Genomic DNA, 25,369 nt, shown 5'->3' on the forward strand with positions numbered 1-25,369 from the left:
AGCGCGCCGCAGGTGCCGTGGTCTGCCGGGCGCGGGCCGGCGTTCACGGGCTGAGCCTTACGGGCCGGCGCCCAGCGCCCACTCCGTGCCACTGGCGCCGGTGCGTTCGCAGAGCCGTTCCAGCGCGGTGGCGGCCGCCTCGGGCCGGCCGCTGCGGGCGGCCGCGCTCCACAGCAGCGCCACATCGCCGGTCGGTTCGGCCGCGGCGGTCAGCAGCAGCCGGCGGCTGTCCCGCGGCAGCGACAGGAACCGCCGGCGGAACGCGCTCTCCACGTGGCCCGCCGCCGCACACCTGCCCGGGAGCCAGAAGCCGCCCGCCAGCTCGGAGGGGGTGAGCGTACTCGGCAGGTGCAGCAGGACCATCGGGTTGCCGTGGGCTTCGGCGACGATCCGGTCCCGCACCAGCGGGTCGAGCGGCACGCGGGTGATCTCCTGCCTGACGTGGTCCTTTTGGTTCATTTATACGTTTTGGGGGGAGTTGCTCCGGGCTGCCGCCCCCGGGGTGCCGGGGATCACCCCGGGGGTGCGGCCCCGGGGTGATCCCCGGGGGTTCCACCGGGGCGATGCCCGCTCCTTTCGGCCACCTTGGGTGAGCCGGCGACGCAGGGTCGCCGCAGACGACGAGGAGAGCCAGATGTCCTTCACTCCGCAGAACCCGGAGATCCGTCCGTTCACGTTCGAGTTCTCCGATGCGGAACTCGCGGACCTGCGCGCACGCATCGAGGCGGCGCGCTTCCCCGAGAAGGAGACCGTCGACGACCAGTCGCAGGGCACCCAGCTCGCCACGGTCAAGGAACTCGCCCGCTACTGGGCGACGGAGTACGACTGGCGCAAGGTCGAGGCGAGGCTGAAGGCGCTGCCGCACTTCATCACCGAGATCGACGGGCTGGACATCCACTTCGTCCACGTGCGCTCGAAGCACGCGGACGCCCTGCCGGTGATCGTGACGCACGGCTGGCCGGGCTCGATCGTCGAGCAGCTGAAGATCGTCGAGCCGCTCACCGACCCCACCGCCCACGGCGGCGACGCCTCCGACGCCTTCCACGTGGTCATCCCCTCGATGCCGGGCTACGGCTTCTCCGGCAAGCCCGCCGCCAAGGGCTGGGGGCCGGAGCGCATAGCCGCCGCCTGGGGCGAGCTGATGAAGCGCCTGGGCTACACCAAGTACGTCGCGCAGGGCGGCGACTGGGGCGCGGTCGTCACGGACCTCATGGGCGTGCAGGAGCCCGAGGGACTGGCCGGCATCCACACCAACATGCCGAAGGTGATCCCGCCCGCCATCGAGGAGGCGATCGTGGCCGGCAACCCGCTGCCGTCCGACGTCGTCCTCGCCAACGACGAGGAGAAGGCCGCCGTCGAGCAGCTCGACTTCGTGTACCGGCACGTGTACTACGCGTACATGATGGGCTCGCGCCCGCAGTCGCTGACGGCCCTGGCGGACTCCCCGGTGGGCCTGGCGGCCTTCATGCTCGACCACGACAAGGCCAGCCTGGAGCTGATCACCCGCTCCTTCGAGGGCGTGAGCGAGGGCCTGTCCCGCGACGACGTCCTGGACAACATCACGCTGTTCTGGCTGACCAACACGGCGGTCTCCGCGGCCCGCCTCTACGGGGAGAACACGACCCCGTTCTTCGGTGCGAAGGGCGTCAAGCTTCCCGTCGCCGTCAGCGTCTTCCCGGACGAGCTCTACCAGGCCCCCAGGAGCTGGGCCGAGCAGGCCTACCCGAACCTGGTCCACTACAACCGGCTCCCCAAGGGCGGGCACTTCGCCGCCTGGGAGCAGCCGGAGTTGTTCGTGAACGAGCTCCGCACGGGCTTCCGCGCGATGCGCTAGGCCGTGTAGTCGAATGAGCTCCCCCGGCTACCGCTGGGAGGGGCCCCAGGTGCGGTGCGTCGCAAGGCGGAGGATCGTCCTCGTGGTGGGCTGCTCGGACGTTGCGACAACGCAGCGTGAGGGCACCTCCCGGCGTCAGTTGGGGGAGTGCGGTGCCAGGCGCCGCGGGGTGAGGACGCCCCCGGCCGAAGGTGCGGCGAGGGCATGTGACGACACGGCCCAGTCGCCCCGGGTTGCGGAATCCCACCGTCCGCGCGGACGGTGGGATTCCGGGCCCATCACAGAGGAGGTTCCGCCATGGACGTTCCGACCCTGGCCGGGCTCCTGCACGAGACCGAGGACCGCCACGGCGCGTACGAGGCGACCGCACCGGAGCACCACTGGTGGGACTGGTACGCCGCCTACCTGTTCGCCCGCGAGCAGGGCCGCACCCCGGACGAGGCCGCCCGCGAGGCCGCGGCCCACATGGAGGCGCTGCTGAAGTAGGCGGCCGCCGTCCCGGCTCAGGACGTGAGTGCCTCGGCCCAGTCCCGGTACCACTCCCGGGGCCGCAGCCCGGCGATGCCGTGCCGGCCGGAGACCCAGGTGGGCGTGGAGTGGACGCCGTACCGCACGGCGAGCGATTTCGACGCGGCCAGCGCGCCGTTCATCGCCGGGGAATCCCATGCCGCGCGCAGTCCGTCCGCGTCGCCGCCGGACTCGGCCGCGAGGGAGAGCAGCAGCTCCCGGGACTCGATGTCGAGGCGGTCGGCGAAGTTGGCGTCGAACACGGCGGCGGCGAAGCGGCAGGCGGCCTCCGGGGCGGTGGCGGCGAGCCACTCGTGGGCCGCCAGCGCCGGGCGGGAGCAGGCGACGCGGTCCGTCCAGTGCAGCGGGAGGCCGGCGGCCTCGGCCTCCCGTGCGAGGAACGCGTAGCCGGGGCCCGTGCGCGGGCCGGCCGGTACGCCGCCGGGCCCGATCCCGGGGTGGATCTGCAGCGCGTGCCCGACCACGTGGACCCCGTGCTCCCGGAGGATCCGGGAGCGGTCCTGGGCGACGTAGCAGTAGGGGCAGATGAAGTCGAACCAGTGCTCGGCGGTCGCGATGCGCGGCGGCGAGCCGGTCCCGGGGGCGAGGGTGGCAGGCATCGGGTCCTCCTCGAGGGGGGTTCCCATGTTTCGTTACGACTGATGTCCGTAACGAAGTCCTCTCCCGTCCTCTTCCCCTCACCCGGGCGCGCGTGCGTGCGGAGGTCAGGAGGCGATGAGCGTGCGCAGTGCCGTCGCGACGAGTTCCGGGTCCTCCTCCGCCATGAAGTGGCCGCAGCCGACCGTGGTGTGCGTCAGATCCGGTGCCCAGGCCTGCCAGAGTGCGCGGGCGTCGTAGCCGAGGGCGGCGCCCCAGTCCTGCTGGAGGACCGCGACCGGTATCCGCAGCCGCCGCCCCGCATCCCGGTCGGCGCGGTCGTGGTCGATGTCGACCGTCGCCGAGGCGCGGTAGTCGGCCACGATCGAGGGGACGGCCGCGCGGCACGCGTCCAGGTACGCGGTGCGCACCCCGGGCGGGACGGCGTCCGGGGACGGGTTCCACACGTCGAGGAAGTGGCCGAAGAAGGCGTCGGGCGCGGCGCCGATCAACGCCTCGGGCAGGCCCGGAGGCTGGGCCATCAGGTAGAGGTGGAAGGCGACGGCCGCGTCGGCGCCGCGCAGCACGTCCCACATGTCCAGGGTCGGCAGCACGTCGAGACAGGCCAGCCGGCTGACCGCGTCGGGATGGTCGAGCCCGGCGCGGAAGGCGACCAGGGCGCCGCGGTCGTGTCCGGCGAGCGCGAAGCGGTCGTGACCGAGCGCGCGGGCCAGCGCGACGACGTCCGCGGCCATGGTGCGCTTGGCGTACGTGGTGGGTCCCGTCGCGGCCGGCTTGTCGCTGGCACCGTAACCCCGCAGGTCGGGGCAGATCACGGTGTGGTCGGCGGCCAGGTCGGCGGCGACGTGCCGCCACATGAGATGGGTCTGCGGGAAGCCGTGCAGCAGCACGACGGGGCTGCCAGAGCCGCCGACGGCGACGTTGAGGGCGACGCCGTCGGCGACGGGGACGCGGTGGTGGGTGAAGCCGGGGACGACCGGTGTCATGGTGCGTTCTCTCGTTCCGTGGTCGGGGAGTCGGGTGCCCGCCGGCGGCGGACGAACCGAGCCTCCCGCCCGCGAATCAGCAACCGGTCAGCGCGTACCGTGGCAGCGGGGATGACGGCCGGAGAGGTGGGCAGGGTGCGGGTCGCGTTCGGTGTGCTCGGGCCGGTCGCCGCCTGGGACGGCGACGGTCGCGCGCTCGCGCTCGGGGGACCGCGGCACCGGGAGGTGCTGGCCCGGCTGGTCGTGGCACGCCGCCGCGTCGTACCGGTGAACCGCCTGGTGGCGGATCTGTGGGACGAGCCGCCGGCCGGAGCCGTCGGGGCCGTGCAGACCTTCGTAGGGGCGCTGCGCCGCGAGCTGGAACCTGGGCGGCCGCCCCGGGCACCGGCCCGGCTCCTGGTCACCGCGGGCACCGGGTACGCCCTGCGGGCGGACCCGGACAGCGTGGACGCCTGGCGGTTCGAGGCAGCCGTCGACGCCGCCGCGGCCCTGCCGCCCGCGCCGGCCCTGGCGCGGCTCGGCGAGGCCCTGGAACTGTGGCGCGGTCCCTCGTACGGCGAGTACGCCCACCGGCAGTGGGCCCGCGGCGAGCGCTCCCGCCTCGCCGAACTGCGGTTGCGGGCCGTGGAGCGGCGCGCCGAGGCCCGGCTGCGCCTCGGCCTGGCCGCCGAGGCGGTGCCCGACCTGGACGCGCACCTGACCGAGCACCCGTGGCGTGAGGACGCCTGGCGCCTCCTGGCGCTCGCGCTGTACCGCTCGGGCCGCCAGGGGGACGCGCTCGCCGTGCTGCGCAGGGCCCGGGCGATGCTGGCCCAGGGCCTGGGGCTCGACCCGGGACCGGCGCTGCGCCGCCTGGAGGCGGACGTACTCGCCCAGGACCCGCGGCTGGACGCGCAGGCGCCGTTGCCCGCCGGCCCGGGCGACACGGCCGCCCGCGTGTGGACGCGGGCGGCCGAGGCGTACGACCGCACCGTCGCCGCCGGGGCCCGCGCACGGCTGGAATCGACGGTCGGCCTGCTGCGCAATCTCGCGCTGACCGGGGGCGGCGGCCTGGAAGCCGCCCGCGAACACCGTCTCGCGGCCGTCACCGCGGCGGAGGAGACCGGCGACCCGGAGCTGGCCGCCCGGGTGATCGGCGCCTACGACGTGCCCGCGATCTGGACCCGAGGGGACGACCCGGAACAGGCCCGGAGCGTCGTCGCCGCGGCCGAGCGCACCCTGGCCGCACTGCCCGCCGACGCCGCGCACGAGACGGCCCGCTGCCGGCTGCTGGCCACGATCGCGGTGGAGACCCGCGGCGTCCGCACCCCGCGCGGACCGCTGGCGGCGCGGCAGGCCGAGGAGACGGCCCGCCGGCTCGACGATCCGGCGCTCCTCGCGTTCGCCCTCAACGGGGTGTTCATGCAGACGTGCACCCGGGCGGGCCTCGCCCCGCGCAGGGACGAGATCGGCGCCGAACTGGTCTCGCTGTCCCGGCGGCACGGCCTGACGACGTACGAGGTGCTCGGGCACCTGATCCGCCTCCAGGCCCGCAGCGCCCTCGCCGACTTCCCCGCGGCCGACGTGCACGCCGCCGCGGTCGACGTCCTCGCCGAACGTCATGAACTGCCCCTGGCGGGCCTCTTCACCCAGTGGTACGGCGCGCTGCGCACGGCCGCCTCCGGGGACGGGGGCACCGCGCGGGCCGAAGCCGCCTACCGGGCCGCCGCGGCGCGACTGGAGGGCGCCGGGATGCCGGGCGTCGAACGCGGCCTGCTCCCGCTCTCGCTGCTCTGCCTCGACCTGGCCGACGGCGCCGTCCCGGCGGCGCGGCTCGCCGAGCGCGTGGACCCGGCCGCGGACTGGGGGCCGTACCGGCCGTGGGCGGAACCCTTCGCCCTGCTGCGCGCCGGCCGCCGCGGCGAGGCCCTGGCGGCCCTGCGGGTCCTGCCCGAGCCGCCTCCCGACCTGCTGTACGAGGCGCTGTGCTGTCTGCAGGGCGTGCTCGCCGTCGAGCTCGGCGACCGCGATGTCCTCGAGGCAGTCCACGCCCGCCTGCTCCCCGCCGCCGGGCAACTGGCGGGAGCCGGCAGCGGTCTGCTCACCGCGGGCCCGGTGGACCGCCACCTGGGCGCCGTCGCGGCGGCGCTCGCCCTTTAGTCCCGGGGCCCGCGCCGCCCCCGGGGAAGAGGAAGGGCCGGCACCCCGAGAGGTGCCGGCCCCTTGCATCCCCGGTGGATCAGATGGGGAGGATGTTCTCCGCCTGCGGGCCCTTCTGGCCCTGCGTGACGTCGAAGCTCACCTTCTGGCCCTCCTGGAGCTCACGGAAGCCCGAGGTGGCGATGTTGGAGTAGTGAGCGAAGACGTCGGCGCCGCCGCCGTCCTGCTCGATGAAGCCGAAGCCCTTTTCCGAGTTGAACCACTTCACGGTGCCGGTCGCCATGGGAATCTCCTTTGGGAGCAGTACATGAAGGCCGCACTTTGCGACCTCCCGTCGCCGCAATGACCCCTCCGGAAGGACCGGAAAACAAAAGTGCACCTGTCGGTTACATCCCGGCAGGTGCACGTAAAGTTCATGGGTACCAAAACTGCAACGCGCTTAACGTAGCACAGGTGTCACCACGTGGCCGTGGAGGCCGGGTCCGCCGTCTGTGCGTGGCGGACCCGGCCCCGTGGGCCCGCGGTCAGTAGGCGAACCGCTGGAGCCCGTTGGCCCAGGGGTTCACCAGGAAGACCGTGCGCGTGTCGGTGTCGAGGAACAGCCCGCGCCGGCCGGTGAAGTCGAAGTTGCTGGTGCTGAGCGTGGAGTTGACGAGGTTGGCGACGGGGTGCCGGGCGAGCACCCTGCCCGTGTCGGGGTCGAGGACGGTGATCTCGCTCAGGGCGTTGTTGTCGCCGGTGGTGGCCTCCTCGTAGAGATGGGCGACGAGGGCGACGTGGTGCCGGGTGTCGAGCACCGGCCACATGACGCCCCGGGTGCCCAGGTCGGCCGGGGCGGCGGTGACCAGGGACTTCTGGTCGGCCGAACGCCAGGTGCTGGTGGGGAACTCGCCCGCGGTGTAGCTGGGCGTGGCCGGCCCGGCTGCGACGTAGACCCGGTCGCCCTTGCCGTCGGGCAGGAGCCCGGCGGTGCAGGCCGGCATGGTCGTCAGCGGCGACACCTTGCGGGTGCCGGGGTCGACCGAGACCGCCCAGTAGGGGACGCGTCCGGACAGGCAGGGGCCCATGGTGCCGGTGGTGGCCGCGAAGAACGTGCCGGTCGACGCGTCGACGGAGACGTTGCCGAAGGTGCGACCCGGGTTGTCCGCGTTGAGCGGGATCGGCGCGGAGACCTCGCCGGTGGCCATGTCGACGGTCCACAGCGAGGCCACGCCCGAGACCCCGTCGAAGGTCGTCACGGCCGCCCGGTGACGGGCCGGGTCGACGACTCCGCCCTGGAAGTAGACCGACGCCGAGCCGGTGCCCGGGTCGAGCGTGCCGAGCTTCACGCGCTCACCGGTCGCGGTGTCGCGCAGGTCGACCTCGGGGAGAACGCCGCCGTCGAACGGCCGGTGGCCGATGAGGGTGTGTCCCGTGCCGGGGTCGGCGCCCAGCACCTCCTGCATCATCGAGGTGCCGGTCTCGCGGGACACCGTGGTGCCGAGGGTGCCCTCGGAGAGCGAGTACGCGGTGGTGGTGGAACTCTCCAGGTGGATCCAGCCGTCGTCCCCCTCGGTGAAGTCGTCGGTGGAGAGCAACGCCTTGCCGCCGCTGACCTCGATGTTCTCCAGGGTGCCGGAGACCGTGTCGCCGTCGAGGTACTGCACGAACGACGTGGGCGAGGCCTGCCCCACGGGCTTGCCGGCCCGGGTGGGGAGGATCCGGACCGGGTACTGCAGACCGGTCGGCAGACCGAGCGCCCTCAGGTCGAGCACGGTCCGGCCCTTCAGCGACGGCAGGGGCCGGAAGAGGGTTGAGGCGTGGTCGACGCCGTTGTCGTCACGGCCGCTGCCGTTCTGGTTGGTGGCGGTGTTGAGCGCCCCGTACAGGGTGGGGGCCGGGGTGAGGAACTCGATGGCCGCGCCGTCGGCGTGCCGCACCGAGGAGGCGTCCCAGGAGACCGTCAGCCTCGGCTCCGGGCGGCTCAGTTCGACGGCGTGCGCCGTGGCGGACCTCCCCTGGCCCAGCAGCGGTGCCTGCGGCCGCTGGTCCGCGCCGGGCCCGATGCGCAGGGCGCGGAAGTCCCCGAAGACCTGGCCGTCGTAGAGCGTGACGCCGATGCCGTAGAGCCCGGAGCCACCCGGCGCGAAGGCGGAGGCGGGGATGGTCACCGTGCCCTTGGTGCCGGTGAGCGGGGTGCGCCACTGGGCACGCCACTTGTCGCTGGTGGTGAAGGGCGTCCAGTGGCCGACCGAGGAGAGCACCAGCTCGGGGGAGGTCGTGTCCCGCAGTCCGGTGAGGTCGTAGTGCACGGTGACGGGCTTGCCCAGCGGGGCCGAGCCGGGCGCGGTCGGGGCCTTGGGCTGCACGTAAGTGCCGTCGGCCGCGCCGAAGGTGAGCCGCCGGGCGGTCGAGGCGACCACCTTGCTCCCGGAGAGCGCCTCGAACGTCACTTGCAGGGTGCGCGGTTCGCCGGAGGCCGGCGGCAGGCCGGCGGCGGCCAGCAGCTCACGGGGCAGGACGCGCAGGCTCGGGCCCGCGGACGGGATCGTGCCCCTGTCGCCGACGCGCAGACGGTACGTCAGCTTCCGGTGGGCGCCGGTGAGGTCCAGACCGAAGGTGATGGGCGAGACCGCGTTCTGCCCGGACGGGTTGCCCCAGGCGTCGGCGGGGCCCGCCAGGTCGATGGCGGAGGGGTCGGTGGCCTCGACGAAGGCGGTGGTCGGGCTCACCGACAACAGTTGGCGTTCGGCGACGGACAGCCGCACCGCGGCCGGGCTGAGGTCGTGGCGCTTGGCGAGCACCTTCTCCACCGCCGCGGTCACGTCCAGCTGCGGGCCCATGCGCAGTTCCCGGTCGGCCTGCGGGGGCTGGGCGATCGGGCGGCCGGTGTCGACCAGCAGCTTCCTGACCTCACGCGGGCTGAGCTTCTGCCCGGTCGCCTCGGCGGCCGCCAGCACGTTGGCCGCCGCGGCGGCGATCATCGGGGCGGAGGCCGAGGTGCCGCCGTTGAGCACCACGCCCGGTCCCTCCGGGGTGTGGATCAGCGAGGGCAGGTTGTCACCGGGCGCCGCCAGGTCGATCCGCGTGCCGAACCCCGAGGAGTATCCGGCGGACCCGTTGTAGCGGGTCGTCGGGTAGACGGCGGTGCGTACGTCGTCCGAGCTCAGGGTGTCGTCTACGGTGGTGCCGCCGGCGGCGATCACCCCGGTGTCGCGGACCAGGGTGGGGGTGGTGGTGGGTGCGACGTCGTCGATGGACGTCTGCGCGCTGCCGTTCGACGTCACGTCGGTCGGGGTGCTGCCGCCGTCGGGGCCCACGGAGACCGGAAGCCCCAGGCGGGTGCCGTCGTTGGACGAGACGACCACGACGATCCCCGAGTCCACGATCGAGCGCAGGGTGTCCCTGATCTCCGGGTCGTCCTCCAGCCACCGCGAGGGGAAGCCGATCGAGCCGTCCGTGCCGAAGCCGAGGCTCGCGGTGATGACGTCCGGCCGGGGCTTCTGGGCGGCCGCCGCCCGCAGCGCGGCGGCGATGCCCACGGCGGAGGGCTCCTCGGGGATCACGAGCCGGTACTGCGCGCCGGGCGCGATGCCCAGCAGGTCGGTGGCGCCGCTCCCGGTGGCCTCCGGGCGCTGCCGGTCGTGCGGCAGCGGGGCCATCATCGAGAAGTCCAGGAGCACTTCGGCGAGGTTGGGGTCCTGGCCCTCGATGGCACCGGCCGGGTCGAGGCGGCCCTTGTTGTCGCTGGTGTAGGTCGGTATCAGCGGCAGGGAGGGGAAGTCCAGGTAGCGCCTGCCGTCGCGGAGCACCGTGGTCGGGCCGTTGAGGCGCACGTACTCGTCGCCCGCGTCGGCCATGCCCTGGTCGGTGAGGTCGCCCAGCGACACATTGGTGACGATCTGCCCCTTACCTGGCAGCGCGCGCAGATACGTGGCGGTGTCGTGGAAGGCGCCGACCGCGTTGACGCCGCCCGCGTTGAGGTACGACTGGAAGGACGTCGACAGGCCCTCGTTCGAGGGCAGGTCCTTGGCGCCGGTGGCGGGAGACGCGGTGCGTGCCGCGGCCCGGTCGCCGATGCCGTCGACGGCCGCGAGGACGTCCTTCGACAGCGGCACGGCACCGGAGTTCATCGTGCGGGGCCGGACCGCGGAGCCGGGGCCGGTGGACGCGCCCACGCTGTACGGCGTCAGCGCGGCGGCGTCGGCCCGGCGCCGGAGGATCTCGGCCGAGGGGGTCAGCGGGTCGCCGAACGCGCTGCGGCCCTTGCCGGCCGCCACGGGGAAGGCCCGGGTGGTGCCGTCCTTGCGGGTCAGGGTGCCTGAGCCGTCGTCGGACCAGCGCAGCACCGAACCGTCGGAGAGGGTGAGGGAGTGCGCCGAGGGGGCCGCCTGCGCCGCGGACCGGGACGCGGGGGCGTCCGGGTCCGCGGCGTGGGCGACGGAAGGCACGGCGATCGTGGACAACAGGGCGGCGAGCGCCGTCAAGCGCGCTCGTCTGAAGCGGTGGGACATGCAACGCCCTTCGGGATCGGGTGAGGAACGTGCAGAGGGCCGGCGGGTCTTCGGGACGGGCGGACGGAGCTCACCTTGACGGTGTCACGTCACGTCGGACAAGCTTCGGCAGCTGCGGGTTTGTGCAGTTGCCCACATGCGCGGGGCGTCGCCGCGGCCAGGCCGGGCGGTCACGCGCCGCCGCGCTCCGCGAGGCGGACCAGGTGTACCGCCGAGCTGGCCCAGTCCCCGGGCGGCAGGTCGAGCGAGAGCCCGTACCCGCCGAGCACGGTCGCGTGGTGCACGGTCCCCGTGCGCGTGTCGCGATAGCGTGCCCCCGGGGTGAGACCGCCCAGCCGCACCGGCCCCCGCGGGCCGCCGTGCCGCTGGACGCGCTGCCAGGCGAGCACCAGCGCCTCGCTCCCGTCGTGCGCGGCGTACTCCACCACGGTGGGGCCCTCGTCCCCGGGTCCGCGCAGGCGGTGCAGCGCGCCGTGCTGGACGAGGTGCCGGACCCGCTTGTACCCGGCCACCAGCTCGGCGCCTTCGGCCAGTTCCTCCTCGGACCAGCGGGTGAGGTCACCGCCGATGCCCAGCAGCCCGGCCATCGCGACGTGGAAGCGGAAGCGCAGCGGCACCGTGCGCCGGGTCAGCTGGTTCGGCACGTCGGTCACCCAGGCGGCCATCGTGCGCGCGGGATAGACCTGGCCGTAGCCGTGCTGGATGGCCACGCGGTCGGCGGCGTCGGTGTTGTCCGAGGGCCACGCCTGGTCGGTGCGGGAGAGGATGCCGAGGTCCACCCGGCCCCCGCCGCCGCTGCAGGACTCGATCCGCAACCGCGGGTGGTCGGCGCGGAGCCGGTCGATCACCCCGTAGAGGTTGTGCACGTACCGCGTCCACAGCCGGTCCGCGCCGTCGTCGCGGCCGGGCCAGCCGGCCTCGCTGAAGGCGCGGTTCATGTCCCACTTGAGGAAGTCCACGCCGTTCTTCGCGACGAGCCGGGTGAGCCAGTCGTACGCCCAGTCGGCGACGTCCTGGCGCGCGAAGTTGAGGACCAGCTGGTTGCGCAGCTCGGTGCGGGTGCGGTCCGGCACGTGCAGCACCCAGTCCGGGTGCTCGCGGTACAGGTCGCTGTCGGGGTTGACCATCTCCGGCTCCACCCACAGGCCGAAGCGCATCCCGAGCCGGTGCACCTCGTCGGAGAGGGGGGCGAGCCCGGAGGGGAAGCGGTCGGCGGCCGGTGCCCAGTCACCCAGTCCCGCCCGGTCGTCGCGCCGCGCCCCGAACCATCCGTCGTCGACGACGTACAGCTCCACGCCGAGCGCGGCGGCCCGGGCGGCGAGCGCCGTCTGACCGGGTTCGTCGACGTCGAAACCGGTGGCCTCCCAGGAGTTGTAGAGCACCGGAGCCGTCTCCCACGGGTGCGGCAGGACGTGGGCCAGGGCGTGGGCGTGCCAGGCGCGGCTCGCGGCACCGAAGCCACCGTCGGTGCACACGCCGGCGAAGCCCGGTGTGGTGAACTCCTCGCCGGGGGCGAGCGGCACACTCGTCCCGTCGTGCCCGGCGCCCCCGGTGAAGCCGGCCCGGCCGTCCGGGGTCCGCTGCGCGGTGATCCGCCAACTGCCGCTCCAGGCCAGGGCGGCGCTCCACACCCGGCCGTGCGTCTCGGTGGCGTCGCCCGCGTCGAGCATCACCCAGGGGTTGGCGTGGTGGCTGGTGATGCCGCGGCGGCTGGTCAGCACGGTCTCGCCGTACGGCAGCCGGTCCCGGCGCAGTTGGCTCTCCGCGGACCACTGGCCGGTCACATGGCTGAGCCGGTAGTCGGGCAGGGGCGGCAGGCTCCACGCCGCGGAGTCGGCCCGGAGCACGGTGAGGCTCCGGTCGCCCGCGTTGCGCAGGACGGTGTGCCGCTCGATGACGTCGCTGTCGTCGTGCACGCGGTACCGCAGGGTGACCTCCAGCGGGTGGAGGCGGTCACGGAACCGCAGCGACAACTCGGCCGCGCCGGGCGCGGGTTCGCGTACGTCGTGTCCCACCGGCTGCCACTCGAAGGCCCGGGTCCCGTCGGCGAAGCGGACCTGGAGTGACGGCGGCCCGAAGCGGGCCCCGCCGTCGACGGGGAGCTCCTCGCCCACGGGGGACCGGCCCTCGAAGCTGCTCGCGTCCGGCCCCGCGGGGACGGCGAGTTCCGCCGCCTCCTCGAGGGTGAGCCGCGGACCCCAGGCGACGTGGCAGGGGGCACCGGTGGCGTCGATGCGCAGCGCGTACGACGTGCGCGGGGTGCTCAGCAGCCAGATCCCGGTGTCCGGGGCATGGGAGATCACGGGCATGGGTCCTCACGTTCGGGTGGTGCCAGGGGACAGGCGGCAGCCAATCCTTACCTTGGATCAGATGTCAACACCCATCCTGGTCCGGTCTTTTCCAGCTGACAGGGCCTCACAGAGGCAACTTCCGAGGAACCTTGATTCTTTTATTGACAGCAGAAAAGAACCCACCTAGGTTCCCGGCCATGCGCTCGATCCTGCCGGGGGAGGCGTTCCCGGCCCACACGCCGGCCGCCTCCCAGATCTTCACCACCGTCCTCTGCCACGGTCCGCTCACCCGCACCGAGGTCGCCAAGCGTGCCGGGCTGTCCGCGGCCGCGGTCACCAAGGCGGTCCGGCCACTGATCGAGGCCGGTTACCTCGTCGAGGACGTGGACGAGGAGGCGCGTCCCTCCCTGGGGCGGCCGGCCAACCCCGTACGGGTGGACGGCGGCCGGGCGCTGTTCATCGGCCTGAAGATCACCGGGGACGAGATCATCGGCGTGCTCACCGACCTGTGCTGCCGGATCCGTACCTCGCGCCACGTACCGCTGGCGGCCCCCGGCCCCCGGCCCGTGCTGGAGTCGGCGGCGGCCCTCGTGCACGAACTGCTCGCGGAGGCCGACGGTTTCGGCGTACCCGTCAGCGGCATGGGCATCGCGGTCTCCGGCGACGTGGACCGGGCCGGCGGCGTGGTGCGCTACTCGCCGTTCCTCGACTGGCGCGACATCCCGCTGGCCGAGTTGGCCGGGATGACCACCGGCCTGCCCGTCACCGTCGACAACGACGTCAGGGCGCTCACCGTCGCCGAGCAGTGGTTCGGCGCCGGGGTGGGCCTGTCCGACTTCGCCGTGGTGACGGTCGGCGCCGGCATCGGCTGCGGTCTGGTCGTGCACGGGCGGGTGGTCTCGGGCGCGTACGGGGTGGCCGGTGAGATCGGGCATCTGTCCATCGACCCGGCGGGACCTCTGTGCCACTGCGGCAACCGCGGCTGCGTGGAGGCGATCGCGGCGGACCCCGCCATCGTCCGCGCCGTCCGCGAGGCGACGGGCATCCCCGTGGCCGACGCCGCCGAGGCACTGCGACTGGCCCACGGGGGCGACCCGGGGGCCAGGGAGGTGTACGCGCGGGCCGGTGAGGCGATCGGCCGGGCCATCGGTTCGGTGGCCAACCTCTTCGGCCCCGAGCGGGTGATCATCTCGGGCGAGGGCCTGGTGGCCCACGACCTGTTCGCCGACCAGATCCTCGAGGCGTTCGCCGCCTCCGCCTTCGGCACCGCCGGGCAGTGCGACCTGCGGACCCGGCCGCTGCCCTTCGAGGAGTGGGCGCGCGGGGCCGCGGCCACCGCGATCCAGTCCTTCATCAGATCAGACACGTACTAGGAGTAGCGATGACGCTGCAGAGCCGCACCGTCCTGACCGCGCCTGCGCCCAGCCGCCGCACCGTCGTCGGCGGGCTGTTCGGGCTCGGCGCCGCGGCGCTCGCCGCCCCCCTCCTCACCGCCTGCGGCGGCGGAGCGGCGGCCGACCCCAAGACGGTGACGTTCGGGTCCAACGGGGCCGACGCCACGCCCAAGTCCGCCTACGCGGCCGTGACCAAGGCCTTCGCCAAGGAGAGCGGACTGACGGTCAAGACCAACACCGTCGACCACGACAGCTTCCAGAAGGGCATCTCCAGCTATCTGCAGGGCACCCCGGACGACGTCTTCACCTGGTTCGCCGGCTACCGCATGCAGTACTTCGCCAAGAAGGGGCTCGCCACCCCCCTCGACGACGTGTGGGAGAAGATAGGCGGCGGCTTCAGCGAGGCCACCAAGCAGCTCTCCCGCGGCGAGGACGGCAAGTTCTACTTCGTTCCGCTGTACAACTACCCCTGGGGCGTCTTCTACCGCAAAAGCCTCTTCCAGGAGCGCGGCTACACCGTTCCGCGCACCTGGTCGGAGTTCACCGCGCTGGCCAAGCGGATGAAGAAGGACGGCCTCTCCCCGATCGCCTCCGGCTACGGCGGCGGCGACGCCTGGAGCATCCTGGGCGCCTTCGACTACCTCAACCTGCGGGCCAACGGCTACGAGTTCCACATGTCCCTGATGCGGGGCGAGGTCTCCTGGACCGACAAGCGCGCCGCCGCCACCCTCGACCTGTGGCGCGAGATCAGCCCGTACTACCAGCAGGGCGCCGGCGGACGCTCGTGGCAGGACGCGGCCCAGTCCCTGCTGGACAAGAAGTCCGGCATGGCGGTCATCGGCCTCTTCCTCGGCCAGCAGGTCTCCGACGACGCGCTCCGCGCCGACATCGACTTCTTCCCCTTCCCCGAGATCGACCCGGCCAACGGGCAGGACGCCGTCGAGGCGCCCACGGACGGCTTCATGCTCAGCCGCCGCCCCAAGAACGAGAAGGGCGCCAAGAAGCTGCTGGAGTTCCTCGGCAGCGCCAAGGCGGAGGGCCTCTACATGGGCGTCGACCCCAGCAACGTGGCCGTCCACGCGCAGGCCGACACCGGTTCCTACAACCCGCTGCAGAAGAAGTCCGCGGAACTCATCGCCTCCGCCAAGCACATCACGCAGTTCGCCGACCGCGACAGCGACCCCGGGTTCATCTCCACGGTCGTCCTGCCCGGGCTCACCCAGTGGCTCGGCCACCCGGACGACGGCACCGCCCTGCTCAAGCGCATCGAGTCGCAGCGCTCGCGCTTCTTCACCTCCTGACCGGACCTGGAAGGTTCACCGTGCCCTCCGCGTCCCCCACCGCAGCGCCCGTCCCCGGGCCCGAGGCCCCCGGCACCGGGGCGCCCCGCCGCCGCCGCCCCCGCCGGCTCGGTCCCGGCGACCGGCTCTTCCTGACCGTCGTCATCGGCGTGCCGCTGCTCGCCCTGCTGGTCTTCGTCTGGCTGCCGGCGCTGGCCTCGATGGGCCTGTCCTTCACCAGCTGGGACGGCATCTACCTGTCCGACATCCACTGGGTCGGGCTCGACAACTACCACCAGATCCTCACCAACTACCCGCCGTTCTGGCCGGCGGTGCGGCACAACGTCGTCTGGCTGCTCTTCACCGCGCTGCTGCCCACCCCGTTCGGGATCTTCCTCGCCTACCAGCTCGACCGGAAGCTCCGCTTCACCCGGGTCTACCAGACCGCGATCTTCCTGCCGATGGTGCTCTCACTGGCCGTCGTCGGCCTCATCTGGGAGATCATCTACAACCCCGACACGGGCCTGCTGGACGGCATCCTGGGCGCGGTGGCCCCCGGCCACCACATCGACTGGCTGGGCGACCCCGACCTGAATCTGTGGGCCGTCCTGGTCGCCTCGGCCTGGCGGCACACCGGCTACATCATGATCCTCTACCTGGCCGGGCTGAAGGGCTTCGACCCGGCCCTGAAGGAGGCCGCCGCCCTCGACGGCGCCAACGGCCGCCAGACCTTCCTGAAGGTGGTCTTCCCCGCCCTCAAGCCGGTCAACGTCATCATCCTGGTCGTCACCGTCATGGAGTCCCTGCGGGCCTTCGACGTCGTCTACGTGCTCGGCGGCGGCGTCGGCAGCAAGCCCGGCATGGAACTGCTGTCCCTGCTGATCACCGACAACATCATCGGGGAGTCCAGCCACATCGGTTACGGCTCCGCCCTCGCGGTCGTCCTGCTCCTGGTCTCCCTCGCCGCCATCGGGACCTTCCTCGTCCAGAACTTCCGCAAGGAGGACCGGTGACCACGACCGCCCCCGCGCCCGTCACCCCGTCCCACCCCCGCGACGAGCCGCCGCGCGCCGCCGCCTCCAGGCCCCCGCGGCAGACCGGCCGGCACCTGATGCTCGCCACGATCGCGCTGCTCTGGCTGCTGCCGCTGCTGTGGGCCGTCTACACCTCGCTGCGCCCGTACGCGGACACCAGCAAGCACGGCTACCTGTCGTGGCCGCGCGGCATCAGCCTGCAGAACTACACCGACGCCTGGAACCAGTCGGGCATGCCGCACTTCTTCTGGAACTCGGTCCTCATCACCGTCCCGTCCGTCCTGGGCACCCTGCTGTTCTCCGCGGCCGTCGCCTTCTTCGTCTCCCGCTTCGACTTCCGCTGGAACATCGCGCTGCTGATGCTCTTCACCGCGGGCAACCTGCTGCCCGCGCAGGTGCTCATCACCCCGCTCTACCGGCTCTACCTGCTGGTCCCGCTGCCGGCGTGGATGAGCGACTCGCTGCTCCTGTACAACTCGACGTGGGGCATCATCGCCATCCACATCGCCTACCAGTGCGGCTTCTGCACCTTCGTGCTGAGCAACTACATGAAGACGATCCCGGCGGAGATCTCCGAGGCGGCCCTCGTGGACGGCGCCCAGGTGTGGCGGCAGTTCTTCCAGATCATCCTGCCGCTGTGCAGGCCGGCCTTCGCCGCGCTGGCCACCCTGGAGTCCATCTGGATCTACAACGACTTCTTCTGGCCGCTCGCCCTCATCGAGACGGGTGACAAGCGCCCCATCACCTCCGCCCTGGCCAACCTGCAGGGCCAGTACTTCACCAACCCCAACCTCATCGCCGCCGGCGCGCTGATGACCGCCGTTCCCACCCTGCTCGTGTACTTCGCGCTCCAGCGGCAGTTCATCAGCGGCCTGACCATCGGCTCGGGCAAGGGCTGACGCCCGGGCCCGGAACACCCCGCACCGCACCCGCCGTACCCCACCCCCAGGAGGCCCGACCCATGCGGTCACCCTCGCGCTCCACCCTGCCCTCGACCGCCGCCAGGACCCTGCTCGTCCTGGCCCTCACCGCCGGAGTGTCGGCGGCCGTCCCCGCGGCCGGGGCCACCGGCCCGGACACCGCGCCCAGGGCGACCGCGGCCACCGCGCACCAGGCCGCCGCCAAGCCCTACATGGGCTGGTCGAGCTGGAGCATGCAGTCCTCGAAGTACCCCGGACTCAACCCCACCGGCGACTACAGCTACCTGACGGAGGCGAACGTCCTCAAGCAGGCCGACGCCATGGCCGCCAAGCTGAAGAAGTACGGCTACGACTACGTCAACCTGGACGCCGGCTGGTGGCGCGACCAGTCCTGGAAGCCCGAGTTCGACGCGTACGGCCGGCAGACCCCCGACCCCGAGCGCTTCCCCCGCGGCATGAAGGCGGTCGCCGACCACGTCCACGCCAAGGGCCTGAAGGCCGGTATCTACCTGCCCGTCGGCCTGGAGAAGGAGGGCTACGGCGACGGCAAGGTGCCGATCTGGAACACCACCGACTGCACCACCGCCGACATCGTCTACGACGACCTGCGCACCACCAACGGCTGGGACAGCTCCTACAAGATCGACTTCTCGAACCCCTGCGCGCAGAAGTACGTCGACTCGCAGGCGCGGATGATCGCCGACTGGGGCTACGACTTCCTGAAGATCGACGGCGTCGGTCCCGGCTCCTTCAAGAGCGGCGACAACTACGACAACCGCGCCGACATCGCCGCCTGGCAGAAGGCCATCGCCGCCACCGGCCGTCCCATCCACCTCGAACTGTCCTGGTCGCTGGACATCGGCCACGTCGCCGACTGGAAGAAGTACTCCAACGGCTGGCGCATCGACACCGACGTCGAGTGCTACTGCGACACCCTCGTGTCCTGGGAGAACTCGGTCGACGACCGCTTCGACGACGCCGCGGCCTGGAGCCGGCACGGCGGCCCCGGCGGCTGGAACGACCTGGACTCCCTCGACGTGGGCAACGGGGAGATGGACGGCCTCACCAAGGCCGAGCGGCAGAGCTACATGACGCTGTGGGCGATCGCCAAGTCCCCGCTGTACACCGGTGACGACCTCACCCGCCTCGACGACTACGGGCTCTCCCTGCTGACCAACCGCGAGGTCATCGCCCTCAACCAGTCGAGCACCCCGCCGGCCCGGCCCGTCACCCCCGCCGACGACCAGCAGGTCTGGGCCGCGAAGAACGCCGACGGCAGCTACACCGTCGCCCTGTTCAACCTCGGTGACACCCCCGCGGCCGTGACCGCCGACTGGACCTCGCTCGGCTTCTCCGGCCGGGCCGCCGTCCGTGACGTGTGGAGCCACGAGGACCTCGGCTCGTACCGGGACGAGATCACCAAGTCCCTCCCGGCGCACGGCTCGAGCCTGTTCACCGTCACCCCGCACGGACCCGCCCAGCGCACCACCGGCTACGAGGCGGAGGCCGCCGGCAACACCCTGTCCGGCAACGCCTCCCTCGCCGACTGCTCCGCCTGCTCCGGCGGCCGCAAGGCGGGCAACCTCTACCTCGGGGGCGCGCTCACCTTCAACGACGTCGTGGTGAAGAAGCCCGGCACCTACCTGGTCAAGGTCGCCTACGTGAGCGGTGACGTCCGCACCGTCCAGGTCTCCGCCAACGGCGCCGGCGCCACGGGCCACCGCTTCCCCTCCACGGGCGACTGGGGCACCGTCGAGACGGTCAGCCTCCCCGTCACGCTCAAGGCGGGTGCCAACACCATCACCTTCGACAGCGGCCCCTCGTACGCCCCGGACATCGACCGGATCGACGTGCCCAAGCTGTCCTGACGCCCCGTGGGGCCCGGCCCGCGCCGGGCCCCACGGCGGCCGGAAGGCAGGACGGGCCGGCAGACACGGACGGGGGAGCGCGTATCTGCCGACCCACGATCACCCTAGGGCCCCTCGGGGGGCGGCCGCCCGCTCATCGCGGATGTCCGCCGGTTTCGGCCACGAACCCGGCGGGAACGGCCGCCCCCTTCGCACACTCCCCTTCCACCGGGCCCCGCGTGCCTCACACGCGGGCGGCGGAGCGCAGATCGTGGTCGAAGGCGCGGATGTCCTCGGTCGTGAGGGTGGCGCGGGTGCGGGCGACCGCCTGGAGGTAGTCCTCGGTGCGGTGCGTCAGGTCCGCCGAGGTGCGCGGGTCCGTGGCCAGGTGCCGTTCGAAGGCGGTCTGCGCGGCGGCCTGGGCCGCGTACTCGATGTCCGCCGGTGTGAAGCGGTCGCTGGCCTCGACCAGCGCGTCCAGGTCGATGTCCGCCACCCGGTCCGGCCCGATGTAGCGGATCCAGATGGCCCGGCGGGCCGAGGGGTCGGGCGGGCCGACCGGGATCAGGAAGTCGAAGCGGCCCGGGCGCAGGAAGGCCGGGTCCAGCGAGCGCACCGCGTTGGTCGCGCAGATCAGCAGCCGGCGCTCACCGCGCCGGAACTGCGGGATGAGCTTGAGGAGCTCGTTGGTCACCCGGTGGGCCAGGGTGGAGGGGTCCTGCCGCTCCGAGGCGATCTCCTCCGCCTCGTCGAAGAAGAGCACCACCTGCTCCAGGTGCTCGACCCGGGCGAACAGGCGCCGCAGCCCGTCCGCCACGCCGTGCGCGTCCTCGGCCAGCTGGTACGGGAGCACCTCGATGAACGGCCACGCCAGCCGGGAGGCCACGGCCTTGGCGAACGTCGTCTTGCCCGTACCCGGCGGACCGAAGAGGACCACGGCACGCGGCGGCACGAGGTGGTAGCGCTCCGCGACCCCCGGGTTCTCCAGGGGAAGCACCAGCCGCCGCTCGATGAGCGTCTTCTCCGCGGTCATGCCCGCGATGCGGTCCCACAGCCCCTCCTCGGGGACCGCGCCACCGAGCTGGTCGAGCAGGGTGTCCTGCGCGGAGTCGGCCGACAGCAGCTTCTCGAAGTAGCCGAGCCCGGGGCGGAAGGAGTACCCGGAGTTCCGGAACGCCTGCTCACCGACCTCGCCCTCGGGTAGCAGCGCCCCGATCCGGCGCATCCCGGCCTGGCTGAGGCTGCCCTCGAGGGCGGCCAGCAGCGCCGAGCCCATCCCGTGGTGGCGCCACTGCCGGGCGATGGCCAGCCGCAGCACCCAGGCGCGCTCCTGGGCCGTCGAGGACACCGCCGCCCCCACGACCCGGTCACCGACCATCGCCACCACGGCGGGGGCTCCCGCGCGCAGCGCGCCCACCACCTCGGCCAGGGTCACCGCGGGGTCCTCGGCCGTGTCGCGCGACTCCTCCCAGATGCGCACGACCTGGTCCAGGTCGCCTTCCTCCAGATCACGTACCCGCCAAGGCGTCATCGCGCTCACCTCCCGACCATTCTGGCCCAGCCGGCGCCGGAACGCTCAGCCGGCGGGGTGGCTGACGTGCTCGTCCGCGTGGGCGGGCGGGGCGTCGGCCTGGCGGAGTTCCGCGAGCAGCTCGGTCTGGCCGGCGAGGAGTTCGGTGAGGATGCGGCGGGCCGCGCGCAGGAGTTCGGCGACGTCACCGCCGGCGAGCGCGTAGCTGACGGTGGAGCCCTCGCGAATCGACACCACGATGCCGGACCGGCGCAGCACCGCGAGCTGCTGGGACAGGTTCGACGGCTCGATCTCGATCTCGTTCAGCAGGTCCCGCACCGGCACCGGGCCGTTCTGGAGCAGCTCCAGGACCCTGATCCGCACGGGGTGCCCGAGCATGCGGAAGAACTCGGCCTTGGCCTGGTACAGGGGTACCTGCATCGTCTGATCGCTCCTGCCCGGATTCCGACGGCCCTTCCCGCACCCGCCGGCGGCGGCTCCCGCTGCCACCGGCGCGACGCTGGGTCCAATCCTTCCCTCTCCGGGGTCCGTGCACCGCCGTGCTTGTGCGGATCAGGATGTGCCGAATTGAAGGAATCTTCAATTCCCGGGCGCACGGAGCCCCGAGGAAGGACCGGCGGCTACAGCTCGAGGTCGGCCTCGATGCGCCTGAGGCGGTGCCGGGCCATCGCCAGATTGGCGTTGCGCCGGTCGAGCACCAGGTAGAGGAACAGACCGTTGCCGTCACGGCTCTTGAGCAGCCGGATCAGGTGGTACTGCGTGCCCATCGTGATCAGGACGTCCTCGATCTCCTCCTTGAGGCCCAGTTCCTTCATCGTCCGGGCCTTGGCGCGGATCACGTCGGTGTTGCCGGCGGCCGCGACGGTCAGGTCGAGGTCCTTGCCGCCACCGATCGTGCCCAGCGCCATGCCGCTCGTGTAGTCGACAAGGGCAGCACCCACGCTGCCCTCGATCGACGTCATCGTCTCCTTGAGGGAGGTCTCCACATTCGCCATCGGCGTTCGCTCCTTGCCGTCGCTCTCCGGCGTCCGCGCGCCCGCGCGCCGCCGCCCCGGTTGGTGACGGTAAAGCTACTGAAAGTGACGGGGCCGGTGGGGGAATCGCCGATGCCGGCGAGCGGCCCGGAGGCCCCCGCTAGGATGCGCGGCCCTCTTCGGTCAGCCTTTCCCGCCGGCGAGCAGTTCGCCGAGGACGGACCGGGCGATCGAGGCCATTCGCTCGTGGGTGCCCCGGTAGTGCCGCAGCTCCATCAGCGCGATCGACAGCGCCCAGCCGCGACCGCGCGCCCAGGTCGCGTCGTCGGTGCCCAGCACCGCGCGGAACACACCGCGGGCCGCGGCGGGCAGCACGTACCACGCGGCGATCGTGTCCACGGCGGGGTCGCCGAGGCCGGTGCAGCCGAAGTCGATGACCGCGGACAGGCGGCCGTCCGCCACCAGGAGGTTGCCCGGCTGCAGGTCCGCGTGCACCCACACCGGCGGCCCCTGGGGTTCCGGCGCCGCCAGCGCGGCCTCCCACACCGCGCCGGCCGCCGCCGCGTCCACCTCCGTGCGCAGTACGTCGATCGCGGAGCGCGTCGCGCGATCGCGGGCCGCGAGGGGCTCGCCGCGGTACGCGGGCGGGGCGCCGGCGGGGCCGACACGCTGCAGGGCGGCGACGAACGCCGCCAAGTCGCCCGCGAGCGCGGCGGGTTCGGCGAGACGGTCCACGACCGGGTTCTCGCCCTCCAGCCAGCCGTACACCGACCACGGCCAGGGGTAGCCCTCGACGGGAGCCCCCCTGCCCAGGGGCGTGGGGACGGAGGCGGGGAGCCCCGGCGCGAGCCGCGGCAGCCAGCGGTGCTCCTTGTCGACGTCGTCGGCGGCACCCGCGGTCCTGGGCAGCCGCACGACCATGTCCGTTCCCAGCCGGTACATGGCGTTGGAGGTGCCGGCCGACCCGGTGGGGGTGAGCGGGAGGTCCGCCCAGTGCGGGAACTGCGCCTGCAGCAGTCGGCGTACCAGGGCCGTGCCGTCGCCGGCCCCGTCGCCGTCAGGGGTGCGTGGGGGCATGTCCGCCTTCCGATGTGGTTGTGCCGGATCATGATGAGCGCACAGGGGATCTGCGCACCAACGCATTTTCCGCGTGCCCGGAGCCCCGGCCGCGGGGTTGCCCGGGCCATGGGCTTGGATGTGCGCGTGACCGTCCACGATGTTGCCCCGCTCCTGCCCTCCATCGCCGAACTGCGCGACCACTGCCGCGCCCTGGCGATGCTCGACGCGATCCTCAGCCCCGAGTGGGAGATGCGCTACCACTCCTTCGACGCCGCGTGGGACACCGGCGAGGAGATGGCCTCCCTGCGCAACGGCTCGGGCGACGAATACGCGATCGTGTTCTCCGGCGCCGGGGCCTTCGTCCGCGGCTTCGACCACGAGTCGCCCATGAGCCCCTATGGTCCGGGGGGATCCAAGCCCTGGCCGGGCGTGGTCGACGAGGTACCCGAGGTGTTCCGGCCGTACGTCGAGGAGCCTGCCTTCTGCGACGAGGACGGCGTGCCGGTCGCGACCGTCTGCCTGTGGCGCGGCGCCGGGGACGACGCGTGGCGGCACGGCCCGGTCGACCTGCCGGCCGACCGCGAGGACGCCGACGGCGCGTCGTACCTGTTCGAGTTGCTGACCGACCGTTCCCCTGAGGCGTTCCGCGCGTTCGCCGAGGACTACTACGAGGTGCCGGTCGACCTCGACGCGGTCCGCCACATCAAGGCGCTGCGCCCACTCACCCCGGAGGTCGTCGCGACGCTGAACGCGGACGTGACGATCGAGGGGCTGGCCGAGGACGTCGCGGGCATCGGCTATCCGCAGGGCGGCGCCTGACGATCGCTCAAGAACGCGCGGGGGCCGCGGTGCGCCGCGCGACGTCCCGCAGCGCGACGTCCCGCAGCGCGTCGAGCAGGCTGCTGTCCGGCGTGGGTTGCCCCCAGTACCCCGGGTTCGGGGAGGGCCATTCGGCACCCGGTGCTCGTGACGCGGTTCCTGGCGGCGGCCGGCCCTCCGGGGGAGGGGGGTTCACACCGGGGAGGTCACTTCGCGGGGGCGAAGACCCGCTGCGCGGCGACGGCCGCGCCGCCGCGCGCCCACTCCTCGAAGGGCAGCGGACGCACGACGAGGTCGCAGTCGGCGGCGGCGCCGAAGGCGTGGTCGGCGAAGGTCTGCCGGATCTGGTCGGCGAACAGGTCGTAGGAGGCCGCGCCCTCGCCGGAGATGATGATGCGCTCCGGGCCGATGAGGTTGGCCACCGAGGCCATCGCCAGGCCCATCACGTGCCCGGCGCGGGAGAAGACCGCGCGGACGGCGGCGTTGTCGGCGTGGGCCAGCCGCACCGCCTCCTCCATCGTGAGCGCGGGGTCGCCGGTGGCCTGCCGGGCCTGCTCGGTGATGGCGTGCGTGGAGGCGACGGTCTCCACGCACCCGGTGTTGCCGCAGGTGCAGGTGCGGTCGGTGCCGCCCACCGGAAGGTGCCCCACCTCGCCGGACACCCCGTGGGCCCCGGACACCACCCGGCCGCCGATGGACAGCCCGCAGCCGATGCCCGCGCCGACCGTGACCAGGGCGAACGAGGACAGCCCCACCCCGGCGCCGAACCACTGCTCGGCGACGGTCAGCGCGCGCACGTCGTTCTCGATCACGGTCGGTATCCCGGACGCCGACTCCACCAGTTGCGCGAGCGGCACCCGGCGCCAGTCGAGGAACGGCGAGTACTGCACGGTGCCGGTCTGCCCGTCCACGTCCCCGGAGATCGTCACGCCGACGCTGTGGACGCCGCCGTCCTGCTCCGCGCCCGCGGCGGTGCGCAGTCGCCCGACGAGCCGGGCGATCGCCAGCACCACGGTCCCGACGTCGCGGGAGTCCAGAGCGGCGCGCAGGGAGGCCAGCGGCCGGGCGGTCAGATCGGTGAGCACGCCGATGAGTTCGTCGCCGGTCACCTTCACGCCGACGAACCGCGCGCGGTCGGCACGTACGGCCATCGGCGTCGCGGGGCGGCCGCTGGACCGCTCGCCGGCCGGTCTGCCGAGTTCGGTGATCCAGCCGTCGGCCAGCAGGGGAGTGGCGGCCTTGGTCACCGCGCCCGCCGACAGCCCCGTACGCCGCCCGATCTCGGCCCGGGTGAGGGAGCCGTGCACGAGCAGCGTCTGGAAGACCAGGACGGCGGCGGGGGGCTGGTCGGCGAGGCTCATGCCCGCGACCATACCTTTCCAACGGAAAGTAAGGAAGTGGCTCACTCATCCCATCTTTCGCGCGGGGTGAGGGGTTCGGAGGCCTGATTTCCGCCTGCAGGCTGCGGTCCGGTGCAGCAGACATCCGATTTTTGCCGCCGAATATGTTGACGCTGGAAGGAAAGCCTGGCTACATTCGCCGCACTCCTCGCCCGGAGCGGACGAAGTCCCCCCGCCGAGGAGCGTGACCGGAACCTCCCCCGGTCGCGGCACACCCGCCCTCGGTGGTGTTCCGGGACGACC

Annotated in this window: 20 protein-coding genes; 9 read left to right on the forward strand and 11 right to left on the reverse strand. The window is 72.8% G+C overall.

What is annotated here, in order from left to right:
- Positions 1–57: 57 nt before the first annotated feature.
- Entirely contained in the window at positions 58–459 is a 402-nt protein-coding gene (locus B085_RS0137145; RefSeq protein ID WP_018563666.1) for a hypothetical protein, read from the reverse strand.
- A gap of 175 nt (positions 460–634) precedes the next feature.
- Between B085_RS0137145 and B085_RS0137150 the strand changes: the two genes are divergently transcribed.
- Complete coding sequence (locus tag B085_RS0137150; RefSeq protein ID WP_018563667.1) at positions 635–1,834, forward strand: epoxide hydrolase family protein; 1,200 nt, start codon at positions 635–637, stop codon at positions 1,832–1,834.
- 297 nt (positions 1,835–2,131) lie between these two features.
- Entirely contained in the window at positions 2,132–2,320 is a 189-nt protein-coding gene (locus B085_RS0137155; RefSeq protein ID WP_018563668.1) for a hypothetical protein, read from the forward strand.
- A gap of 17 nt (positions 2,321–2,337) precedes the next feature.
- Here B085_RS0137155 and B085_RS0137160 read toward each other — a convergent pair whose 3' ends face one another.
- Together B085_RS0137160 and B085_RS0137165 are read right to left on the reverse strand one after the other, a co-directional pair.
- Entirely contained in the window at positions 2,338–2,961 is a 624-nt protein-coding gene (locus B085_RS0137160) for a DsbA family oxidoreductase (protein WP_158689907.1), read from the reverse strand.
- Positions 2,962–3,066: 105 nt separating this feature from the next.
- Positions 3,067–3,945, reverse strand: coding sequence for an alpha/beta fold hydrolase (locus B085_RS0137165; protein ID WP_018563670.1), 879 nt, complete (start codon positions 3,943–3,945; stop codon positions 3,067–3,069).
- 111 nt (positions 3,946–4,056) lie between these two features.
- Between B085_RS0137165 and B085_RS0137170 the strand changes: the two genes are divergently transcribed.
- Positions 4,057–6,084 carry an AfsR/SARP family transcriptional regulator gene (locus tag B085_RS0137170; protein ID WP_037733245.1) on the forward strand — a complete coding sequence of 676 codons (2,028 nt, stop codon included), beginning with the start codon at positions 4,057–4,059 and terminating at the stop codon, positions 6,082–6,084.
- Between the two features lie 79 nt (positions 6,085–6,163).
- On the opposite strand, the gene B085_RS0137175 is transcribed toward B085_RS0137170, so the two are convergent.
- The 3 genes from B085_RS0137175 to B085_RS0137185 form a co-directional block, all read right to left on the reverse strand.
- Entirely contained in the window at positions 6,164–6,367 is a 204-nt protein-coding gene (locus B085_RS0137175) for a cold-shock protein (RefSeq protein ID WP_018563672.1), read from the reverse strand.
- 241 nt (positions 6,368–6,608) lie between these two features.
- Positions 6,609–10,550, reverse strand: coding sequence for a S8 family serine peptidase (locus B085_RS45000; protein WP_018563673.1), 3,942 nt, complete (start codon positions 10,548–10,550; stop codon positions 6,609–6,611).
- A gap of 197 nt (positions 10,551–10,747) precedes the next feature.
- The gene (locus tag B085_RS0137185; protein ID WP_018563674.1) at positions 10,748–12,886 is read right to left on the reverse strand and encodes an alpha-galactosidase; all 2,139 of its coding nucleotides are present in this window, start codon (positions 12,884–12,886) and stop codon (positions 10,748–10,750) included.
- A gap of 179 nt (positions 12,887–13,065) precedes the next feature.
- Here B085_RS0137185 and B085_RS0137190 point away from each other — a divergent pair, with 179 nt between their 5' ends.
- The 5 genes from B085_RS0137190 (at position 13,066) to B085_RS0137210 (ending at position 19,364) form a co-directional block, all read left to right on the forward strand.
- The gene (locus B085_RS0137190; protein ID WP_018563675.1) at positions 13,066–14,241 is read left to right on the forward strand and encodes an ROK family transcriptional regulator; all 1,176 of its coding nucleotides are present in this window, start codon (positions 13,066–13,068) and stop codon (positions 14,239–14,241) included.
- 8 nt (positions 14,242–14,249) lie between these two features.
- Entirely contained in the window at positions 14,250–15,563 is a 1,314-nt protein-coding gene (locus B085_RS0137195) for an ABC transporter substrate-binding protein (protein ID WP_018563676.1), read from the forward strand.
- 20 nt (positions 15,564–15,583) lie between these two features.
- Positions 15,584–16,555, forward strand: a complete 972-nt coding sequence (locus B085_RS0137200; protein ID WP_018563677.1) for a carbohydrate ABC transporter permease — start codon at positions 15,584–15,586, stop codon at positions 16,553–16,555.
- Positions 16,552–17,475 carry a carbohydrate ABC transporter permease gene (locus tag B085_RS0137205; protein WP_018563678.1) on the forward strand — a complete coding sequence of 308 codons (924 nt, stop codon included), beginning with the start codon at positions 16,552–16,554 and terminating at the stop codon, positions 17,473–17,475. Before B085_RS0137200 ends, B085_RS0137205 begins: the two co-directional genes overlap by 4 nt.
- Before the next feature lie 62 nt (positions 17,476–17,537).
- Positions 17,538–19,364: an alpha-galactosidase D gene (locus B085_RS0137210; RefSeq protein WP_018563679.1), complete on the forward strand. Its 1,827-nt coding sequence runs from the start codon at positions 17,538–17,540 to the stop codon at positions 19,362–19,364.
- A 223-nt stretch (positions 19,365–19,587) separates the two neighbouring features.
- On the opposite strand, the gene B085_RS0137215 is transcribed toward B085_RS0137210, so the two are convergent.
- The 4 genes from B085_RS0137215 to B085_RS0137230 all read right to left on the reverse strand — a co-directional run bounded on the left by B085_RS0137215 (position 19,588) and on the right by B085_RS0137230 (position 22,925).
- A complete protein-coding gene (locus B085_RS0137215; protein ID WP_018563680.1) occupies positions 19,588–20,874 on the reverse strand; it encodes an ATP-binding protein in 1,287 nt (428 codons plus the stop codon).
- Positions 20,875–20,919: 45 nt separating this feature from the next.
- Positions 20,920–21,294: an ArsR/SmtB family transcription factor gene (locus tag B085_RS0137220; RefSeq protein ID WP_018563681.1), complete on the reverse strand. Its 375-nt coding sequence runs from the start codon at positions 21,292–21,294 to the stop codon at positions 20,920–20,922.
- Positions 21,295–21,494: 200 nt separating this feature from the next.
- On the reverse strand, positions 21,495–21,869 hold the full coding sequence (locus B085_RS0137225; protein ID WP_018563682.1) for a hypothetical protein: 375 nt from the start codon (positions 21,867–21,869) through the stop codon (positions 21,495–21,497).
- Positions 21,870–22,031: 162 nt separating this feature from the next.
- Entirely contained in the window at positions 22,032–22,925 is an 894-nt protein-coding gene (locus B085_RS0137230) for an aminoglycoside phosphotransferase family protein (protein WP_018563683.1), read from the reverse strand.
- Positions 22,926–23,033: 108 nt separating this feature from the next.
- On the opposite strand from B085_RS0137230, the gene B085_RS0137235 reads away from it, so the two are divergent.
- Positions 23,034–23,726, forward strand: a complete 693-nt coding sequence (locus B085_RS0137235; protein ID WP_018563684.1) for a hypothetical protein — start codon at positions 23,034–23,036, stop codon at positions 23,724–23,726.
- Positions 23,727–23,932: 206 nt separating this feature from the next.
- On the opposite strand, the gene B085_RS0137240 is transcribed toward B085_RS0137235, so the two are convergent.
- Complete coding sequence (locus tag B085_RS0137240) at positions 23,933–25,087, reverse strand: ROK family transcriptional regulator (RefSeq protein ID WP_026251843.1); 1,155 nt, start codon at positions 25,085–25,087, stop codon at positions 23,933–23,935.
- Positions 25,088–25,369 lie beyond the last annotated feature (282 nt).

The sequence above is a fragment of the Streptomyces sp. BoleA5 genome, assembly GCF_000373665.1.
Taxonomy (GTDB): domain Bacteria; phylum Actinomycetota; class Actinomycetes; order Streptomycetales; family Streptomycetaceae; genus Actinacidiphila.